We start from the raw sequence: 20,321 nt of genomic DNA on the forward strand, positions 1-20,321 counted from the left end.
AAGCTACTTCTTTTCCATTATTTATTAAACACACCAACATATTAAAGTTAGAACTCATGAAAAACGAAATCTTGAACCTAGCCGCTCTTACCGTCATTACCATTGTGGTTATTGCACTTGTGACAGTACTCTATTATTTTAAAATGAAAAATAGAATAACCACCAGAAACCAATGCCCTTGTTGCTCTCAAAACTATGGGCAACGAGTGCAAACTCCATTTATTTATGATGCACTCCGAACTATTTTGAGTATTCCAGTCAAAACATACAAATGTCTATCATGTAATTCTATATTTTTTGTTAAGTAATAACTTACGTATCCGTATTAGAGTTAGTAAAATTTTCAATTTGAGGAAGAATTTTCTACTTTAAATTTATTTAAACATATACATAAGAAAATATCAAGATGTTCTAAATGGGTTCAGAAAATTGTTACCCTATACTGCTATGTCCTGTCATACAGTTCATTCAAATAGGATTCGATTTTTATTGGTCATAACTTGGGGTAATAATCAAACCCAAATTTTATGAAATCAATATCTCAATTTTCTATTTACTGTTTTTTAACATTTATCATCTCTCTTTCAAATGTGTTTGCTCAGGCTCCTAAAAAAACCTCAGGCAACCCCATTTTTGAAGGCTGGTATGCCGACCCCGAAGCGGTCATTTTGAATAAAGAATATTGGATTTTTCCAACATTTTCGGCTAAATACAAAGACCAAATATTCTTTGATGCCTTTTCGTCCAAAGATTTAGTCAATTGGAAAAAACATCCTCGAATTTTAGACACTACTGCCATCAAATGGGCAAAAATGGCGATGTGGGCACCATCAATTGTACAAAAAGGTAAGCAGTATTTCTTGTTTTTTTCCGCAAATGATATTCAAAGCGCCGAACGTAAGGGCTTCGGAGCAAACAATCCAGACAAAGATGATAAGGTGGGAGGAATAGGTATTGCAGTGGCCTCTAAACCCGAAGGTCCTTATAAAGACTATCTTGGGAAACCTCTTATCAATCAATTTTACAATAAAGCACAACCTATTGACCAAGCAGTTTTTCAGGATAAAGACGGACAATATTATATTATTTATGGAGGTTGGGGACACTGTAATATTGCCAAACTCAAACCCGATTTTACGGGTTTAATGCCTTTAGAAAACGGGGAAATGGTCAAAGAAATCACACCAAAAGGCTACGTGGAAGGACCAATTATGTTTATCCGTAAGGGCAAATATTATTTGATGTGGTCGGAAGGTGGTTGGACTAATGGTACTTATAAAGTAGCCTATGGGGTGGCAGATTCAGTTTGGGGACCATTTGAGAAGAAATCCACTATTTTAGTGGCAGACGAAAAGGTTGCAACAGGCGCAGGGCATCATTCCGTAATTAATTCTCCTAAATCTGATGATTGGTACATTGTTTATCACCGTCGCCCTATTCCTAATCTCGACCGTGACCATCGTGTAGTATGTGTCGATCATCTGTATTTTAACGAAGACGGTACCATTAAAGATGTTAAGATGACTTTCGAAGGCGTTGAACCTAATAAGTTGAAATAGGGAATTATTTCTATTTGAAAATAAAATAGCATTACTCCAAATAATTAGGAGTAATGCTATGAATTATGTCCTATTAAATAAGATGTCATTTCACACAAATTAGATACTCTTTGCCTAATGCCTGATCCCTATTGCCTAAAGTTCTGCAACCTATCCCGCACCTCCATGAGTGCGTACCCCAATAGATTTTCGCCTTCCCACTCCATCGGATTTTCTACGTCTGGGTGGTCAGAAGCCATGCCTATTCCCCAAATAGAATCTACAGGACTTGCTTCTACAATAACCCTATTTTGGGTGGTTAATAAAAACTCCTTTAAAGCTATATCTTGAGAAAATTTATGAAAATTACCTTCAACAACAATATTAAATTTGTGAGTATCCCAAATCCTTGAATCAAAGTTTTTTACCGAGCGTCCAAGTTTTTTGGCTTCTGCTGGACTCTTCACTTTTAGGATTTTTTCAGCTGTAAATTCATCCTGAAAAAGTCTGGCTTTATGTACCATCATCCAATGCTCGGCTGTTACAAAAACTTCTCTGTCGACTTCAAATGGTGATTGCCACCACTGACTAAAACAAGACTTAGAAAGGCTACCATCTTTTGTAGACTGATGCCCCCAGAAAAATAGATATTTAATTGGCTCTCCGTAATTGTACTTTTCACAGAGCCATTGTTGATTGTATTTCATAGATATTATTTTGGTTAGAAAATCAAAAATAGTAAAATTTCATGAAAAGAATAAACAAAAAAGAGGATAGACTCTCTCTCGAATCTATCCTCTTGCTAAAATATTTGATGATGTAATGAGTTTTTTCCAAATATATTTGAAAAAATGCCTCCCAACAATTCAACGTTTATATTACTGCATTACCGCAGCATATATACCAGAAGTGGCATCTTGTTTAAACGATTTTGTAATCCAGCCTCCGCCAACAACATCTTCTCCTTCATAGAACACCGCCGCTTGACCAGGCGCAATACCTGATACAGGTTGATGGAAATCTACTCTAATTTTTTCTCCTTCTTGAATAATTTTAGCTGGTGTTCCTTGATCTTTATAACGAACTTTCGTGATAGTTTCTAACGTATCAGGGATAGAGGTATACTTCGACAAGTTCAATTGTCCAACCCACATACCATCACGCTCCAAATCTTTATCACGGCCCAATACCACCTCATTAGTTTCTTTACGAATCTCCGTTACAAAAGCTGGATAGCCTAAAGCAATACCCAAACCTTTGCGTTGACCGATGGTATAGAATGGATATCCTTCATGTTTTCCTAGAACCTTACCAGTGGTATCTACAAAGTTTCCGCCACGCACTTGATCCTCCAAACCTTCTACTCGGCGTTTTAGGAAACCACGATAGTCATTGTCTGGCACAAAACAGATTTCATAACTTTCAGATTTGTTGACCAAATCCATAAAGCCACGCTCTTTTGCCATTTCTCTGATGGTATTTTTGGTCAAATGTCCCAAAGGTAACTTAGTGCGAGAAAGACTTTCTTGCGAAACACCCCACAACACATAACTTTGGTCTTTCCAAGTATCAACACCTTTAGAAATCACAAAGCGTGAGTTTTCTTCACGAATATTGGCATAATGTCCTGTTGCAATAAACTCGCAATCAAGCTTATCGGCACGGCGCAAAAGCGCATCCCACTTGATGTGCGTATTACACATTACACAAGGGTTTGGCGTGCGTCCTTCCAAGTATTCACCCGTAAAGTGGTTGATTACATAATCTCCAAACTCCTCTCTAATATCGAGAATATAATGTGGAAAACCCAACTCTACAGCAATGTTGCGAGCATCGTTGATGGAATCCAACGAGCAACAACCTGTTTCTTTTTTGGTTCCCCCAGACGAGGCATAATCCCATGTTTTCATGGTCATACCAACTACTTCGTAACCTTGCTCGTGAAGCATTACTGCTGCCACCGAACTGTCGATACCGCCACTCATGGCGACTAAAATTCTTCCGTGCTTACTCATGTTTTCGGCGAGGATTCAAAGTCCTCCGTTGTTTTTAAATATGATTTTGAATAATGGCCAGAACAACGTTGTAAATCCAATAATGGTACTTATCAAAGATTGACAGCTTCTCTTAACCAAATATTCTTTTGCAAAAATACAATATTTTTCTAACACCACGGCTAGCTTTTTGGTTCTGAGTTGGTCAAATTGTACTTTTGCAAAAATTCTAGGGTAAACGTTTTGCCCTACAAGAAGCAAACAATTATGTTAAAAACTATCGTTAAGGTTTCGGAGGTAAATAATTTATCAGATGCTCGCTACTGTGCAGGAATGGGCGTTGAATATATTGGTTTTTCAATGGACAATGTTCCTTTTGAGAAATATAAAGAAATGAGAGGTTGGCTTGCAGGCGTTCAAATCGTGGGTGAGACCAGTTCGAATAATGCGTTGCATATTCAAGAAATGGTAAGCACTTTTTTACCCGATGCAATCCAGATTTCGGCCAACTCAGGGACTGATTTGCCAGATTTAGATGTTTTAAAAGAGTTGAATTTACCCATTATTCTCAAAACTGATTTTGCTGAAGCTAATCTTCCAGCTTTGTTTCAATCGACAGCGGGATATGTTACCTATTTTTTGTTAGAAAATTCAGATGAATTTACTCCAATAGATGATATCACCAATCAAATCGAAACGTGGGCAGCGCAATATCCAATTCTCCTAGGTTTTGGTATTACAGAGGACAATGCAAACCAATTATTGGAAGAAGTAGGATTTAAAGGTTTGGCGCTGAAAGGTGGGCAAGAAATTCGTCCAGGTTTTGCCGATATGGACGAATTAATCAATATTTTGGAAGCACTAGATGATGATTTCTAGGCCAAAAATAAAGGTTTTGAAATTTGAAAATACCGAACACATTTTCAAATTTCAAAACCTAACATTTAATAAAATTTAACAAAGCAGGAACACTTATGGGTTAGTAAGTAATATTTTCCGTGCATATATTGCCTTACTACGAATCAAGCATCTAGAAAGTTTTCTTATTTGGAAAACTTCTTTTCTTTGTGAGTGCTACTCACAGAATAGGAAAGGTAAAAACCCATTCCTAATAATACAAGGGCAAAAATAACGACTGACATTTTAGATAGGAGTGAAAAAGAGTGTGAAAAAATCTCTAATTTGATACAATGACAACTTTGAACAGGCTGACCCTAATCGAATTGTAATATTTATACGATTTTTCTATAACAAAGTAACAAAACACTCCTAAAAAAGCCTATATAAATTGTTGAATTTGAGTAAACGGCTCTGTATCTAACCAATTGATAATCAAACCATCTTTCTCCATTTTCCTAAAATAAGTCATTTGTCTTTTAGCAAATTGATGTATCGCTACATTTAATCGATCAAACATTGTCTGGTAGTCTATTGTACCTTGCAAATACTCCGTTATCCATTTGTATTCTAAGCCATAAAATATCAACTTATCTGGGCTGACACCAGCATCAAGTAATGCTTTTACCTCCTCCGCCATTCCTTGTTCAAAACGCAGATGCAAACGTCTGGTAATTTTTTCTCGACGTAATTCTACAGGTGGATTTAGTCCAAAGATGATTGAATTGATTACTTGCTGCTGTGGCAATTCAAACTCAGGATGCACTTTAAGATACTCTCCTATTTCAATGGCTCTGATGGTGCGTTTGTGGGTAGATGTATCTGCTTTGGGTACAAACGAGGCTACTGTATCAAAACGTTTTAGGAGTTCTTCGTGGCTTAAGGGAAGTAAAGTCGCACGAAACGCTTCATCGATGGGAACAGCTGTATATTGAAAGCCTTTTAAAACTGCCTCCAAATACAATCCGCTACCTCCGCAAAGAATGGCAATTTTACCACGACTACGAATATCCTTAAATGCTTTTTGGAAGTCTTTTTGAAACTGAAAAATATGATAACTATCTCCTGCCTCTACAATATCAATCAAGTGATAGGGAATTTTTTTGTTTCCAATACTGTATTCTTCTAGGTCTTTGCCCGTTCCCAAGTTCATTCTACGATACACTTGCCTTGAATCTGCGCTAATAATTTCGGCATCGAGCTGTGCCGCTAATTGTACTGCCAAATGCGTTTTTCCTGAAGCTGTTGGACCTAATATGGTGATTAATTCATATTGCATAAATGAAACTTTCCTATTCTTTTCTAAGAGTTTTTATGTACTTTAAACTACCCGAATTGCCTATTCTAATCCAACCTTGGGATTTCAATTCCTCTACAGAGTATTGTTGGAGAATACGGTTTTCAGGATAACGTTCGTATGTTTTCGAGTTCACCCAATAATAGGTAATTGTCTCAAAATCTAACACTTGCTCAAATCCTAGCACCTGATAGCTACGCCCATCAGACCAATCTTTATCTGCATAACTCATGATGTCGTCTGGCTGGTTTTCTTGCATAAAAGCCTTCATGAGTTTGTCCATCCCTCCTACCACAACATATCCTTGCAGTGAAGCAAATCGCAGTAATTCATACGAACGAAAATCCTGTCTGTCGCCCCATTTCATGGTACGAGCGCCACTAAAACTTGCTACCGCAATCAGTGCATTTTCATCAGTAGGAAAATTTTCGCCTAAGTATTTAGGGATATATTGTTTTTTGAGAAAAAGTCCATATTTCAGTTTGGCTTGCGTACTTCCTTGTAAATGGTGTGTTTGTAGGAAAGCATCCATTAGAGGCTTGTCAATTCTGGAGACTACACAATGACGTGCATGCAATCTGGTAAAAAAGCCCAATATACTGCTGATTCTTGCTTTTAGGAGTGCCTGCTTGGTGTACCATAAATCTTGCCAAAGACAAATATATTTGATACCTGTAGATTGAGCTAACTGGCTCAATTTAGTGCCATAGGCCTCTGAAAGCGGTGTGCTTTTCCAATGATAAATATCAAATAGAAGGAGTTTTATCTTTTTAGTAGGAAAATATAACAAAGGCAAAATCTGTCCTTCCAGTTGCTCCGTGCTTTTTTGAAAAGGAATACCCTGCCATTCGAGCCATTGACAAAGCTCTTCTATCCATTCACTATCTGCCATTCTTATTTTATTTTGTCGCAAAGATAGGCATTCTTATCATCGTAAGTAGGAAGATGTTATGAGTTAATCATATCTCTGCTGTTTGAAGGCGCTTTCAAACTGAAGGATGGTATCTAATTGTAGCATAGATACAGCTATATGGTTCATCTCTTCTTTCTTGATATTTAAGTATTTTGCCATCGTTGGAGATCACTCTAAAAACGGCTTAAAATTGTAGCTCAAAATAGAAAAGGTTTTTCTAAAAATACATTTTAGAGCAAAAAGATACATAAATGCGAAAATTTCATAATTTTGTTAAAACCACCTATTATTAAGCTTAATGTTTCGATTAATTATCCGCCAGTTATTAATTTATTCATCTTGGTTTACAGAATTATGCGCTTAATTATAACTACGATATTTTTTTTGAGACTTCTTGTTAGTTTTTCGTCCTTTTCACAAAACTGTAATTGTGACATTAAAATTAGCAAAGCCAACTACTTTGACCCTGCCAACTTACCTGTCAAACCTGGACAAACGGTTTGTATTACTGCTGGTGATTATACCGAAATGAGATTTACCAATATCAAAGGTACGGCTTCACAGCCTATCAAAATCATCAACTGCGGTGGTAGAGTCAATATCACAGGTTTCAATGTCGGAGTTTTATTCTCTGATTGTAATTATATTCAATTTTTAGGCTCGGGAGATACCAGTTTGAAAGAAGGCATTGGTGTAAGTTCAACCGCTAGTGCTTCAATGGGTATCAAAATAGAGGGAACAAGTAGCGATATCGAGGTGGCAAATACTGAGATTTCCCACGTGGGATTTGCAGGAATCATGGTAAAATCTGATCCTTTTTGTGACCAAAGTAACTGGGAAGGCAATTTTGCGATGTTTAATATTTTGATACATCACAATTATATTCACGATACAGGAAGCGAAGGGATGTATATAGGGAGTTCGTTTTGGAACGAGGGACAAGAAATCACTTGCGATGGTAGCAAAGTGCTGGCATCCCCTCACCTGATTTATGGATTAGAAATACACCATAATAAAGTCCAAAGAACTGCCGCCGAAGGAATCCAATATGCATGTGCGCCTGATGCTAAAGTCCATCACAATGAACTCCAACATACGGGGTATAATCCATTTTCGATATATCAGGTAAATGGTATTCAGATTGGCGGAGGTGCTGGTGGCGACTGTTACAATAATATTATCCATGATGTAAACGGAACAGGTATTATTATGCTCGGAGGTTTGGGCAATCAGCAAGTATATAACAATCTGATTTATAATGTTGGAGGAAATGGTATTTTCTCAGATACCAGACCTCGTTCTACAGAAAATACCTACGTCAGAATCATGAACAATAGTATCATCAGTACCAAAGGAGAAAGCCTTAAACTTTACAGTAATATCCAACAGTATGAGGTTTATAATAATTTACTGCTCAAAACGCCCACTAATCAATATATCAAAACCTATCCGACAGTACGATACATTGCCTCAAATAACTTTACAGACAAATCGATAGACAACGCAAAACTTCAATATTCCAATAACGATAATTACAAGCCAAGACTCTCGTCACCACTGGTAAATGCAGGTAAAGACTTAGCTTATCTTAATTTAAAAACAGATTTAACAGATACCCTTCGACCTATTGGGGGTGCCTACGATATTGGTTGTTATGAATACACGGGCGATTGGATCATAGATGACTTCGTTCCTGTTCAAGAACTACCTACTTATCCTAATCCTTGCAGCTCAATACTTTTTGTGCGTTTAGATGCTGAAAGTCAATATTTTAATCTAAAAATTTATGATAGTTTAGGAAGACTCGTACAAGCTCAGGAAAATATGATTGCGGAAAACAATTTACTTCCTATAGATATGTCAGACCTATCTCCTAACCTTTACTTGATTTCGGTCACTCCTACTACTGGCAATACTAAGATTGCCCCTGTTTATCAAGGAAAAGTGTTGAAGGTTCCTTGATATTTTCTAACCATAAAATAGGTATCATATCTAATTGAGTGAATGGTGCTTGAGTTAATGAGTGATTATTATTAAATCCTCTTTTCATCTATAGAGCCGAAATGCTTTACTAAAACATGAATCATTCCGAATTTTTAGGATTAGCAATATTCTACAAGCTTTTACCAAAAAAGCGGTCGAAAAATATTTTCGACCGCTTTTTTGATGCTCCTATGCTAGATATAACTTGGCTTGAGACGCAATCATTGCGTCTCTACTGCTGGAATACGAATTTTCACATAATCACTCCTCACTCAATCAACATTCACGAAATTTGTACTTAAATCAAAGGTATTTTCATTCAAATGAATAGCTTTTTACACCTCCTGAGTACTTTCTTTTTTATACAAAGCAATTTTTCGATAGAGTTCGTCAGGATTAAAGGGCTTTGAAATATAATCATTCATCCCCACTGAAAATGCTTTATCTTTAATATCAAGCATGGCTGAAGCTGTCAATGCAATGATTGGAATCTGAGCAAATCTATCGTTACTCAACGATCTAATACTTTGTGTAGCCTCATATCCATCCATTTCAGGCATCTGTAAATCCATCAAGACCATATCATAGTCAGATTGCTGTACCATTTGAACAGCGAGTACGCCATTTTCGGCCACATCGCTTTCAATATCCCATCGCTTAAAGAATTGTTGTGCCACAATGATGTTTATTCTATTGTCATCGGCAATTAATAATTTAAGTCCTTTCAAACTTGGGTGTTTTTGACTTGTCATATCAGGTTCAGTACGTTTTTTAAATTGGAATGAACTATTCTTCAAACGAAGGTCAAAGTAAAATATTGAACCTTCCCCTGGAGCACTTTCTAATTGGATTTTACTACCTTGTAACTCCAATAATCGCTTCGTAATGGTCAGCCCTAATCCAGTACCACCGTATTTTCGGGTAGTTTCTGAACTGGCCTGCGTAAAACTGTCAAAAATAGAATCCCATTTGTCTTGAGGTATGCCAATTCCTGTATCTTTTACCTCAAAAGTCACCGTCGTGGCATCTGCATCTTTTTTAAGAATTGATGCCGAAATGGTAACTCGTCCGTAATCCGTAAACTTCACTGCGTTGGAAACAAGGTTGGTCAGAATTTGACCTATTCTTACCGAATCACCCTTTACCGCATCAGGAAGATCATCGTCCATCATCAATTTCAACTGAATTCCTTTATCAATAGCCTTCTGCAATAGAGCGGCTCGGATATTGCCCAATAAGTCTTTCAGACTAAAATCTACCTCTTCAAAAGTAATTTTCCCTGCTTCTATTTTATTAAAATCAAGAATATCGTTGATTAATACCAATAAATTTTCGGCAGAAAACTTCAAAATTTTCAAATATTCAGCTTGGTCTTCACGGGCATTTTGCATCAATAAATGCGTGATACCAATCACAGCATTCATCGGTGTGCGAATCTCGTGGCTCATGGTTGACAAAAACTGTGTTTTGGCAACTGCTGCTTGTTCGGCCTCCTCTTTGGCGAGAATAAGGGTATTTTTGGCTTCAATTTGGTCGGTAATCACATCAAGACAAATGATGATTCCTCCGATTTCACCTGAATCCAAGTACCACGGACGAGCATCCCAACATAACCATTCCTGTTTCCCATCTGCACGTGTATAGATATCGCTTTTAGAATGATGTATCTCACCTTTTAAACACAAATCATTAATAGCTTTCCATTTTTGAGGCATATTTGGAAAAATCTCATAATGATTTTGCCCTACCAAATCTTGTTCTTGAATCAACAAAGAGTCAATCCAGTGCTGGCTATAGGCGATATAATTCATTTTGGTGTCAAATATCGCTACGGCAGCAGGTGTATTGGTAATAAAGTTGGCAAACTGCTCTTGCTTCACTAAAATGGCTTCTTGGTCTTTTCTTTCTTGAGTAATGTCCAAAATAGCCCCAATAATTTTATCTATCTTCCCACTTTCTGAAACAGTCGGCTTTCCAATTTTTCGGATTACTTTCTTTTTACCATTGTTAAGATTAAGCAATAGCTCTATCTCAAACTCTTCTTGGTTTTGGATAGCCTGTTCTAATAAATTTTGGTATCGAGTCTTTGCACTTTCATCTATCCAATCAAGCGGATTGATTTGAGGAAAACTTGACACATTTTCAATTTCAAATATTTCACAGGCCGCCGACGAATAAGTATTGGTATAAGTTGACAAATCGAGTACCCAACTTGCCGAGTGAGTCAGCACTTGAGTTTCGGCGAGTAAAAGTTGGGTATTGGCTAGTTTTGCTTCCGCTTTTTTTCTTTCTGTAATATCATGCCAAACCACCAAAAGCGCATCTTTCTGATTTAATCGAATAGGGTTGAGCGTTACCTCCGCCAAAAAAGTCGTGCCATCTAGACGCTTGTGAAGCCATTCAAATCGGTGATACCCATTTTGACGTGCCAAGGCATCCATTTTTTTCGACTTTTCGAAAGAAGTCATCCCATCAGGTTGGAAATCAGGGGAAAAATGAGCTGGATGGTATCTCAATAGAGTTACCTTATCATTACACCCAAGCATTTCAACCGCTGCTGCATTACAATCAATGATACCGCTTTCGTCAAATACCAAATGTGCGTCGGTTGAGCGCTCAAAAATTACGTTGAGACGTTCGTCAAACAATTTAAAATCGGTAATATCTTGAATTACACCAAAAACTTTTGTTGAAGTAATGGTAGTACTTTTCGACTCTGCAATAATTCTAAACCAGCGTCCAATTCCGAGGCTTTTATTCACTTCAAACTCCAACAAGAATGTATTTTGTGAGGGCGACAAAGCTTTGATATTTCTCTCAAAAGAAAGAAAATCTTCTTTGTGAGCAAAAACACTTTGAAGCACCTCCCAATCCGCGCAAGCCGATTGTTGGTGCAAAATCTTTTGAGCTGGCTTGTTGAGATAAAACCAATTTTTGGCAAAATCAAATTCCCAAGCGCCACTCTTTCCTAATTGCGAAGTTTGTTGATAGAGTTTTTCTTCTTTTTGAACATCTAATAATTGGAGCGTTTCTTCTGTAATGTCGATAAAACTACCCACTACCGCTTCGATCGAAAAGTCATTGAGAAGATTTCTAAATCCCGCACGAACATATCGAACTTCATGATTTGGCAACTTCATGCGCCATTTAAACGAAAAATTACGTGGTTCAAGCGCTTGAGAAAGTTCTTCGAATGCGTTTTGAAAATCAAATAAATCCGAAGCAGACAGGTAATCACGCCAAAAAACCTCCGAAGCGTTAAATTCTGCCTCGGGGTATGCCAGAAGATTGAGAAATGTTGGATTACATGAGTTCAGATTTGTGCTTGCGTCCCAAAGCCAATATCCTACAAATGTATCTTCAAATATATGATTTACCAGATTTTGCATAAGCAACTGTCCACAAATAATCTTAATGGTCGGAAGTTACTATATGAAGCTGCTTGTATGTGTCTATATAAATGACGGCAAAGAGAATCATAATAGTAAGGCTAGGCTATAACTCTCTCATTTCCAAGGCGATAATTACGCCTTAAAAGAAGTTGAGAATTGATAAAAGTGCCGCAAAAATCATACCAAATGAAATTTACCATTTGGTAACAAAAAATCATTTTTGACGATTAACCCTACAATACAACAATCATCCTCAGTTTAGTGATAAACGAGTTGAATATTCTCTTAAAAAGATTCTGAATGTAGTCTATTTTTACGTTTGTAACATGAAAGGTAAACGGTGTTACTACGATGCCCTTTTTCGGTGATAGTGTAGTATTCCGTTAAATCTTGAGAAAAGCTAACCGCCTCCCCTTGTGACTCTACTTCATATGGTAAAACGATAGCAGAATGTTGAAGTGCTTGGGCAATTGATTCGTTGGGAAGTTTTTTCCAGTAGAAAATATTTTTATAGTTTTTTACCAAAATCTCATCTCCTTTATTTGAAATAGTCCCAGACGTAACATATAAATCTTGGCGTGACGCTTTATCATCTGTAGGCTTTTCCTTTGAAGCATTCAAAATACCTACGAACTCCGCAGTGTTTACTTTTTGGGTAGACTGTGGATATTTGAGGCGGTAAATATGCTTTTCAGCTTCTCGGTTTGAAATAATAAAAATGTCTTTTGAAACTGGATCAATTAATAAACATTCTGCATCTTTTCTACCGTCGGGGTATTCAAATTCGATCGTCTCGATATGACTGATGGTCATGTCGGACTTTTCGCCCATACTAGGTTCTTTGAATCGGTAAATAAACTTTGTAGAATGCCATTTAAAATTATCACCAGTGTCGGCGATATAAATCTCGGAAGAACCACCATGTTTGACAACAGCTATATCTTCCCAATCACGATTTTTGATACCTTCGAGGTGAACTTGCTGAAAGCCATGCCCTTTGTCATCTATCAAAAACAATACATTGTCGCCACCACTATCGTTATGAACCCAAAATTTATGTGGATTCAGATAAGATGCGGCAATACCTGAAGCCTCGTCAATTGCTTGATTTTCGACCCAATATTTAATCGGTGTATTTACAAATAAAGATGAATCACTGATGGGTAACTGAACCTCACGATGCTTTTTTTCTTCGCAGGAGATTAAGGCTACAACAAACATTATTGGTAAAAAAAAACGACTTCTCATGGGTATAACTAATAGTTTACTAATGGCTAAGCGTCAAAATACAGACATCAACGACAAAAAATATCACTAAAGATAATTAGAATTCTTGAGTTGTGGCTAGTAAGCTGATTAAGCGGGGAGAAATCAAATGAGAGCGTAGTGAAGAAGACAACAAAACAAAGACATAAAGCCCTGTTTATCAAAAACTTAAGAGATTTTGTAGAATAAAATTTAGAAAACTGCAATTATAGTATTACTACTTGTAAAAGCGCTGTAGGTGTAAGAGAAGACAAAACCATTTGTAATCTTTCACACCTACAACGCTTTAAGCAGTAAGCCGTAGGCATTAGGCAAAAAAGCTTAATGATTTCATGAGAAATTCTTTTCAACTTTTAGCCTACAACATAAAGCCTAGTGCTTAATACGGGTAAAATTATTTTTATTTTGCCCACTCACTTAATTGTACAAGAAATTATTCGCTTTTAGCAAATGATCAGCCTTACAAAGCTGATGAAAAATTTAGTCTCTGAAGATCTTTGCCCAAAACTGACATATTACTGTTTCGCTTTTGTCTTCGTATTGGTAGTTGATGCAGGTTTTGTTGTCGCTTTTTTAATAATAATTGGCTTGGCATTAATTGCACCAAGGCTTCCTACCTTAGAGATAGGTTCTTCTTTGGGTTTAGGTAAATTTACTTTTGTCAAAGTAGCTCTTGGGTCAAGCTTTTCACCTTCGGTGGCATTAGCTGCTGTGCTAGTTAGCTTAGGTGCTGAAACAGCAGAATTTTCTACCGCTTTGGTAGCACTAGTTGTCTTTGTAGTGGGTACTTTTTCATCAGTAATTCCCTTTGCTGAACGAATTCCGTCTTTTTCTGGAAAAGTACCTGGTTTAGGTTTTACGAATGGACGAGCACTCTCTGTCTTTAAAGCAGTAGGTGCTGGAGCTGATGCTGGCTTAGGAGTTGCAACTACTTTTTCCGTAACAGTACTTGCCCCTGTTGATGCTTTACGTTTATACAAAACGTTTTCACCTTGTAATGACTCAAAAATAAGGTCTGTAGCCAAATTCATATACATGATTTTTTCTCTGGCAACAATCTGATTGGTTTTGAGATCAATCACACGTAACACGATGCTACTATTAGGTTCAATCAGGATTTCAGCGCTTTCCTTGATAGGTGTACGAATACCTTTTACAATAGTATAAATTTCATGATCTGGAATTTTATATACGCCATGAAAAGTTACTTTCGTTGGTTTATCATTTGTCGCTTGAACTACGGTGTTGAAGGCAAATATAGGTTGAGTAATAGACAATACTGCCAAATGGGCTGCTAGGAAAAGTTTTTTCATTATAATCACATGTGTTAAGTGGTCGAAAAGAATCCACCAGTTTTAAAAGATATAACTAAGTATGGCATTTTACGGGTTCATGCCTTTTACTCAAAAGTTCTTATTAATAATTACGGTTTGCCTTGAAAAAGTACTTATTACAGGCGCAAATTGTATATTTTTGTTGATAATCAAAAATATAGTGCTTTCATCATTAAAGTTTGCTTACCACTCCTTTGGAGTATCAATACAGTTCTTGTTTTATTTCAACCATCAATCTATACGATATACTTTAAAACACTACTATGAAACTTCCCTCTCTCTTTACCCTAAAGGGATACCTACGTCCTGATTCACTCGACAATACACCAACTTGGAAAAGCCTAGGAAGCGTTGCTGTGGTTCAAACGATTTTGGTTGCTACTTTAGTAACGTTATTCAATCGCTTAGATTGGATAACATTCGAAAAAATTACAGTTCTGGGCTTCAAACTATCATCGTTTTGGTTAATCGGAAGCATCATTATCTTTACCACATCACCTTTGTTATTTGTTTTACGAAAAGCTAGTTCTTGGTTCTCATGGAGTATCGTTTTCTTCGGTTACTTTGTTGCCGAACTCTATCAGTACGAGTTAAATGCTACAGCGTCACATCCAGCATGGGTATTTCATTTTGAGAAATTTGTCTTCTGGCTTCCTGACCATTTTAGTAAAATCTTATTTACGATACTTACCTTATCCAAAGTAACGACCATATTTACCCTATTTGTCGCTCGATTGGTAGCAAGTATTTTGTGGGGCACTCCTATTGTCAACGGTGCTTCAAAAGAGCAATTTGATCAATTATTTGGAAAGTCTTGGGCTACAGAAAATATTGCAAAACCCAAAAGAGATATTGGCTTTTGGTTATTGCGCTTGGCGGGATTTGGTTATTTAGGTTTTTGGGGCGTTTTAGCTTTAGGACAGCTTGGGGCAAGTCCATGGCCAGATTCCCTTCAATACATGATTAATATGGGGAATGCCAACCTGGCTTTGTCAATGAACACTTATATCAAAGAATGGCTCATGATTATGCTTGCCTTTTTGGGTGCTTATAACATCGCTTTACGCTACTATGTTTGTATTGTATTGGTGGCTGGACATTTATTTTCGACGCTATATACGCTTATTTTTTACCTAAATCCTTCAAGCACTATTAGTTACCGTGACTACCTGCTTACTTCTACCTTTGTAGAGGGAAGTTTACTCTCGATTTTCATCTTTGTCATGGTCAAGTACCGTGCCAACCGAGGCGATTTTCAAGCAATAAAAGAGATTCCGATAAACTTTTCTATTCCTCTTACACTACAAAAAATTGTCTTCTCTGGACTTACTATTATCTGTATTTTAATAGGAATGAGTATGTTGGCATTCCGCATTTGGGGAAATCCTACCGAAGGCTGGGGACTTATTTTCTCAGCTCCAGACCCAATGTTGGGCAATACCATTACGCTTTTTGTATCGTGGGCTGCTATTAGTCTTTTGTTGATCAACAGAATTTCGCTAAGACAACATTTCACCAATCTCATCATTTTTCCGATGGTACTTGGCGCTATTTTAGGATTAGTATGGATTGTTTTTGCTGATGTCAAAATCATTAATCAATATGGCATATTTCAGCATATCGACTGGTATTTAGGGCTTTATGCTTGTGTATTTTTGCTCATTGCTGGATTACTAGCTTTTCTACGTCAGCTTTATTACAAAATTGATTGTGGAATCAATACCTTAAGCCCGTCGGCAACAGATAATATTCGTGCGCTTGTGCAGGCTTTAGGGGCAGAACAAAATCAATTATTGGGAGACGAAAAAAACCTGTCTTTGATTACAAGCTCAATAGACCGGTATATCTCTGGGATAAGAGGTAGAAAACGAGGTATTTTGAATGTTCCTTTTAGTCTATTAGAGCATGTTTTCAATACACTTTTTGGCATGAAGCCTCCGTTTTCGTCTATGAATCGCGACGAACAAAGGTATTTCTTGAATCATTATATTTTCAGAAATGAATGGCAACGAAAATCCTCAAGCGTTCCCATTATTTCAGAATTTGCCTATCAAATTGGGCTTTCATTAAATGCCTTGACGCAGTTTGCTTTTTACACCAACGCCAATGTCAGACATTCGATTGGTTATGTGCCTGCCGACACACGAGACCGATTACAAAGCAATGGGGCTTTATTTAATCCTCCTTATCGTGAAGTAGCGCCATTACCCAAATCGCCTAATGATGTCCATAATTATGAGCAAATTCAAGACCTCAAAATTCCTGCACCAAGGGTTTCAACGCCAACGCATGAAGCGGACTTGCCCGAAGAAGTAGATTATCTCATTATCGGTTCGGGAGCGGGTGGTGCTAGTGCTGCCTATCGTTTGGTTGAATGTATCCAAAAAGAATTTACGGATGCTTCAGGGAAAATAGATGAGCAAAAAGTGAGGGAAACGGCTAGTAAAATAGTAGTAGTTGAAAGAGGTAGCCGCTTACAACCACGTCAAGATTTTCAGGATAATGAGTTTGACATGATGAAGAAAATCTACAAAGAAGGTGGTCTGCAACAAACCAATCAGTTCACCATGACGATGCTTCAAGGCGAATGTGTGGGTGGTACAACTGTTAGCAACAATGCTGTGTGCTTTGAGATGCCTGAATCAGTGGCTAAAATTTGGAAAGAAACCTACGGTATTCCTGTCGAGGAAATTTTCAATGAATACCCTACCATTAAAAGTGAATTGAACGTAAAACCATTGAACCCGCTCGGTATCAATGAAATTGTTGCAGACAAATTCAAGACTGGTGTCGAGGGGTATAATCAAAACCCTCCTTTGGGTGCTTCCAAACTTACAGAACCAAAAGTTCTGGAAGTGAACCACTTAGAAAATATCGGCGATGGCAACTGGAATTTGGGCAACAAAAAGTTACGTAAGCGTTCGATGCTCGAAACCTATATTCCGTGGTCAGAAGCTTGGGGCGTGAAAGTAATCGCTAATTGGAGTGCCTTACGTTTACAGAAAAACGAAGCTGGCACCAAAGCAAATTCTGTACTTTTACGTGCCGATAATGGTGCTATTCGTATCGTGAAAGTTAATAAGGCTGTTATTGTGGCAGGTGGCGTAATTGCCTCGAGTCATTTTTTGATGCGCAGTGAGCTCAACAACCCACAGGTTGGGCAACAAATCAGTTGTAATTTTGGCATGCCGTTAGCTTTTGAGTTTGACGAACCTATCAAAGCATTTGACGGAGAACAAATTACCTTATACAGTCATAGCGAACAACCTGACAGTAAGGTCGTTTTTGAGACCTATTTCAATCCTCCTGCAGCCTTTGCGTTAGCTTGTATGCCTTTTGTTTTTGAACGAAGAGACGATTTTATGAAAAACTATGACAAGCTTCTAAATTTTGGAGGCTTGATTGGTTCGGATGCCATGGGAAGCATTCAGCCCAAAGCAAACATCCTCAATGGACAAGCTTTTGATTGGACTTTGAGTGAAAAAGATGTCGAAAATATCAAATATGCAATCATTACGCTGGTTAAACTAGGTCAAGCTGCTGGAGCCCAAAAAGTCATTATTCCTACCAAACCTGGTATTTTACTCAACTTGCAAAATACTAGTGAAGTAAATGATTTTATCCAGCATTTTGAAACCTATCCTTTACAATTGACAGACCTCTTTATGGGTACAGCACACCCACAAGGGGGTAATAAAATGGCGAGTCAACAACACGCTTATGAAAGAGTAGTTGATGAAAATTTTGGGGTAGTCGGACTTGACAATGTTTATGTAGTCGACGCTTCGGTGTTTCCTACTAGTATCAATGTCAACCCTCAACTGACCATTATGGCTATGGCTTCTTTGGCAGCCAAGAAGATTTTTGCCAAACACCAGTAGAATATTTCGGATAGCGGATATTTGATTTCGGATTTGGGAGAAGCTTAGGTTTCTCTCAAATCCGATTTTTTGTTTATGAATATTAAACTTATATCTATTCTCATCAACCTAGGTAATACCTTCATTTTAAATAAATTAATAGCCTTATACTAATCAAACCTCCTTTTCTCTTCACGATATTACCCATCTTTCCCTAATATTTACTTAACAATAAGCATACAATCCTAATATAGCCTTAATCCTTAAGTACAATTCTCCTAAAACTGCGATAATAATTTTGTAACCAAGTTTCTTAAACGTACATACAATTAAATTATTCAAGATGAAAAGGATTTTTACTTCTATTCTTATCGCAGCAACTTTAGCGAGTTGTACTACCACTGAAAATGATTTTTTTGTCAATGAAGATGCTGCCACTTTTGCTGAAGTAGGCTCAATCGATATTGGCGAAACTGGCGCAGCAGAAATCTCAGCTTACGACCCTCAAACAAAGCGTTTGTTCGTTGTAAACAATAGTGCTGTTAATAAAATTGATGTTTTGGACTTTGCTGACCCAAGCAATATCAAAGTCATTTCTTCTATTCTTGTTGCTCCTTATGGTGGCTTTGTAAACAGCGTAAGTGTGAGCAACGGCAAATTAGCCGCAGCTATTGAGTCAACAGATAAGCAAGCGCCAGGCAAAATTGTAGTATTTAATACAACAGATTATAAAGAAATCAAATCGATTACCGTAGGTGCGTTGCCAGATATGGTGACTTTCTCGCCAGATGGCAAATTTATTTTGTCAGCTAACGAAGGTGAACCAAATGCAAGTTATAGCAATGACCCTGTGGGCAGTATTTCTATTATTTCAGTAGATGAAAACTATGCTGTCACAACCTTAGATTTTGCAGGATACGAAGGGCAACTTAGCGCATTGAAGACAAAAGGCTTTAGAGTATTTGGTCCGAATGCAAGTTTGGCAAAAGATGTTGAACCAGAATATATTACTGTTTCGAGTGACTCAAAAACCGCTTGGGTAACTTTACAAGAAAACAATGCTATTGCTAAAATCAGTATTGCCTCAAAAACCATTACGAATGTATTTCCATTAGGTTTCAAAAGCTATAATGTAGATGGCAACGAAATCGATCCAAGCGATAAAGACAATACGATTGCTTTTGGAAAATGGCCTGTAAAAGGCATGTACCAACCCGATGCAATTGCCGTTTATGAGGCTGGTGGTGTTCCATATTTATTTACAGCTAACGAAGGTGATGCTAGAGAATATGACACTTTTGTAGAAACACTTCGTATTGGTAAAGCAAAATTGGATGCGACTGTTTTCCCAAATGCGACTACACTTAAAACTGACCCTGTATTAGGTCGTTTGAATATCACATCAACGTTGGGTGATACCGATGGCGATGGCGACTATGATGAATTATATTCGTTTGGTGCTCGCTCATTTAGTGTTTGGAATGGTAACGATGGCTCATTGATTTTTGACAGTAAGAAAGAATTAGATACACAATGTGCCACTGCTGGTCTTTATGATGACACAAGAAGCGACGACAAAGGCGTTGAACCTGAAGGAATTGCAACAGGAATGGTCGGTAACAAAAAAGTAGTATTTGTAGGCATGGAACGTTCGGATGCAGTGGCAGTTTATGACATTACTAATCCCAAAGCACCTGTTTTCTTACAATTGCTTAAAACTGGTGATGCTCCAGAGGGTGTCATGTTTATTCCTGCTAAAGATAGTCCAACCAAAAAGAGTTTATTGGTGGTAAGTAGCGAAAATGATGGTGTAATCAAAGTTTTCCAACCGAAGACAATTATGTAGT

12 protein-coding genes are annotated in these 20,321 nt (G+C 37.4%); 5 read left to right on the forward strand and 7 right to left on the reverse strand.

From position 1 onward, the window contains the following. Positions 1 to 527 precede the first annotated feature (527 nt). Positions 528 to 1,559, forward strand: coding sequence for a glycoside hydrolase family 43 protein (locus QM481_RS01280; RefSeq protein ID WP_283380345.1), 1,032 nt, complete (start codon positions 528 to 530; stop codon positions 1,557 to 1,559). A gap of 128 nt (positions 1,560 to 1,687) precedes the next feature. Here the strand turns inward: QM481_RS01280 and ybiA are convergent, their stop codons facing one another. Beyond that, complete coding sequence (gene ybiA, locus QM481_RS01285; protein ID WP_283380346.1) at positions 1,688 to 2,245, reverse strand: riboflavin biosynthesis intermediates N-glycosidase; 558 nt, start codon at positions 2,243 to 2,245, stop codon at positions 1,688 to 1,690. 171 nt (positions 2,246 to 2,416) lie between these two features. Further along, entirely contained in the window at positions 2,417 to 3,553 is a 1,137-nt protein-coding gene (gene mnmA, locus QM481_RS01290; protein ID WP_283380347.1) for a tRNA 2-thiouridine(34) synthase MnmA, read from the reverse strand. A gap of 246 nt (positions 3,554 to 3,799) precedes the next feature. Between mnmA and QM481_RS01295 the strand changes: the two genes are divergently transcribed. Beyond that, entirely contained in the window at positions 3,800 to 4,411 is a 612-nt protein-coding gene (locus tag QM481_RS01295; RefSeq protein WP_283380348.1) for a beta/alpha barrel domain-containing protein, read from the forward strand. 400 nt (positions 4,412 to 4,811) lie between these two features. Here QM481_RS01295 and miaA read toward each other — a convergent pair whose 3' ends face one another. Both miaA and QM481_RS01305 read right to left on the reverse strand, forming a co-directional pair. Continuing rightward, positions 4,812 to 5,708, reverse strand: coding sequence for a tRNA (adenosine(37)-N6)-dimethylallyltransferase MiaA (miaA, locus tag QM481_RS01300; protein ID WP_283380349.1), 897 nt, complete (start codon positions 5,706 to 5,708; stop codon positions 4,812 to 4,814). Positions 5,709 to 5,721: 13 nt separating this feature from the next. Beyond that, complete coding sequence (locus QM481_RS01305; RefSeq protein WP_283380350.1) at positions 5,722 to 6,618, reverse strand: hypothetical protein; 897 nt, start codon at positions 6,616 to 6,618, stop codon at positions 5,722 to 5,724. A gap of 405 nt (positions 6,619 to 7,023) precedes the next feature. Here QM481_RS01305 and QM481_RS01310 point away from each other — a divergent pair, with 405 nt between their 5' ends. Next, a complete protein-coding gene (locus QM481_RS01310; protein WP_283380351.1) occupies positions 7,024 to 8,601 on the forward strand; it encodes a T9SS type A sorting domain-containing protein in 1,578 nt (525 codons plus the stop codon). A gap of 356 nt (positions 8,602 to 8,957) precedes the next feature. Here the strand turns inward: QM481_RS01310 and QM481_RS01315 are convergent, their stop codons facing one another. The 3 genes from QM481_RS01315 to QM481_RS01325 form a co-directional block, all read right to left on the reverse strand. Then, positions 8,958 to 12,011: a PAS domain-containing hybrid sensor histidine kinase/response regulator gene (locus QM481_RS01315; RefSeq protein WP_283380352.1), complete on the reverse strand. Its 3,054-nt coding sequence runs from the start codon at positions 12,009 to 12,011 to the stop codon at positions 8,958 to 8,960. A gap of 288 nt (positions 12,012 to 12,299) precedes the next feature. Beyond that, positions 12,300 to 13,262, reverse strand: coding sequence for a YjiK family protein (locus tag QM481_RS01320; protein ID WP_283380353.1), 963 nt, complete (start codon positions 13,260 to 13,262; stop codon positions 12,300 to 12,302). A gap of 533 nt (positions 13,263 to 13,795) precedes the next feature. Then, the gene (locus QM481_RS01325; protein ID WP_283380354.1) at positions 13,796 to 14,593 is read right to left on the reverse strand and encodes a hypothetical protein; all 798 of its coding nucleotides are present in this window, start codon (positions 14,591 to 14,593) and stop codon (positions 13,796 to 13,798) included. Between the two features lie 284 nt (positions 14,594 to 14,877). On the opposite strand from QM481_RS01325, the gene QM481_RS01330 reads away from it, so the two are divergent. Continuing rightward, positions 14,878 to 18,495 (forward strand): GMC family oxidoreductase N-terminal domain-containing protein, encoded by a 3,618-nt coding sequence (locus tag QM481_RS01330; RefSeq protein WP_283380355.1) that lies wholly within the window; start codon positions 14,878 to 14,880, stop codon positions 18,493 to 18,495. A gap of 322 nt (positions 18,496 to 18,817) precedes the next feature. Then, a complete protein-coding gene (locus QM481_RS01335) occupies positions 18,818 to 20,320 on the forward strand; it encodes a choice-of-anchor I family protein (RefSeq protein ID WP_283380356.1) in 1,503 nt (500 codons plus the stop codon). Position 20,321: the final 1 nt, after the last annotated feature.

The organism is Flectobacillus rivi, assembly GCF_030056655.1.
GTDB classification, from domain to species: Bacteria; Bacteroidota; Bacteroidia; order Cytophagales; family Spirosomataceae; genus Flectobacillus; species Flectobacillus rivi.

Bases quoted from the DNA above. Each gene is read 5' to 3' on its own strand.
- QM481_RS01280 (WP_283380345.1), top strand. From the start codon at position 528: ATGAAATCAATATCTCAATTTTCTATTTACTGTTTTTTAACATTTATC.
- ybiA (WP_283380346.1), bottom strand. From the start codon at position 2,245: ATGAAATACAATCAACAATGGCTCTGTGAAAAGTACAATTACGGAGAG.
- mnmA (WP_283380347.1), bottom strand. From the start codon at position 3,553: ATGAGTAAGCACGGAAGAATTTTAGTCGCCATGAGTGGCGGTATCGAC.
- QM481_RS01295 (WP_283380348.1), top strand. From the start codon at position 3,800: ATGTTAAAAACTATCGTTAAGGTTTCGGAGGTAAATAATTTATCAGAT.
- miaA (WP_283380349.1), bottom strand. From the start codon at position 5,708: ATGCAATATGAATTAATCACCATATTAGGTCCAACAGCTTCAGGAAAA.
- QM481_RS01305 (WP_283380350.1), bottom strand. From the start codon at position 6,618: ATGGCAGATAGTGAATGGATAGAAGAGCTTTGTCAATGGCTCGAATGG.
- QM481_RS01315 (WP_283380352.1), bottom strand. From the start codon at position 12,011: ATGCAAAATCTGGTAAATCATATATTTGAAGATACATTTGTAGGATAT.
- QM481_RS01320 (WP_283380353.1), bottom strand. From the start codon at position 13,262: ATGAGAAGTCGTTTTTTTTTACCAATAATGTTTGTTGTAGCCTTAATC.
- QM481_RS01325 (WP_283380354.1), bottom strand. From the start codon at position 14,593: ATGAAAAAACTTTTCCTAGCAGCCCATTTGGCAGTATTGTCTATTACT.
- QM481_RS01330 (WP_283380355.1), top strand. From the start codon at position 14,878: ATGAAACTTCCCTCTCTCTTTACCCTAAAGGGATACCTACGTCCTGAT.
- QM481_RS01335 (WP_283380356.1), top strand. From the start codon at position 18,818: ATGAAAAGGATTTTTACTTCTATTCTTATCGCAGCAACTTTAGCGAGT.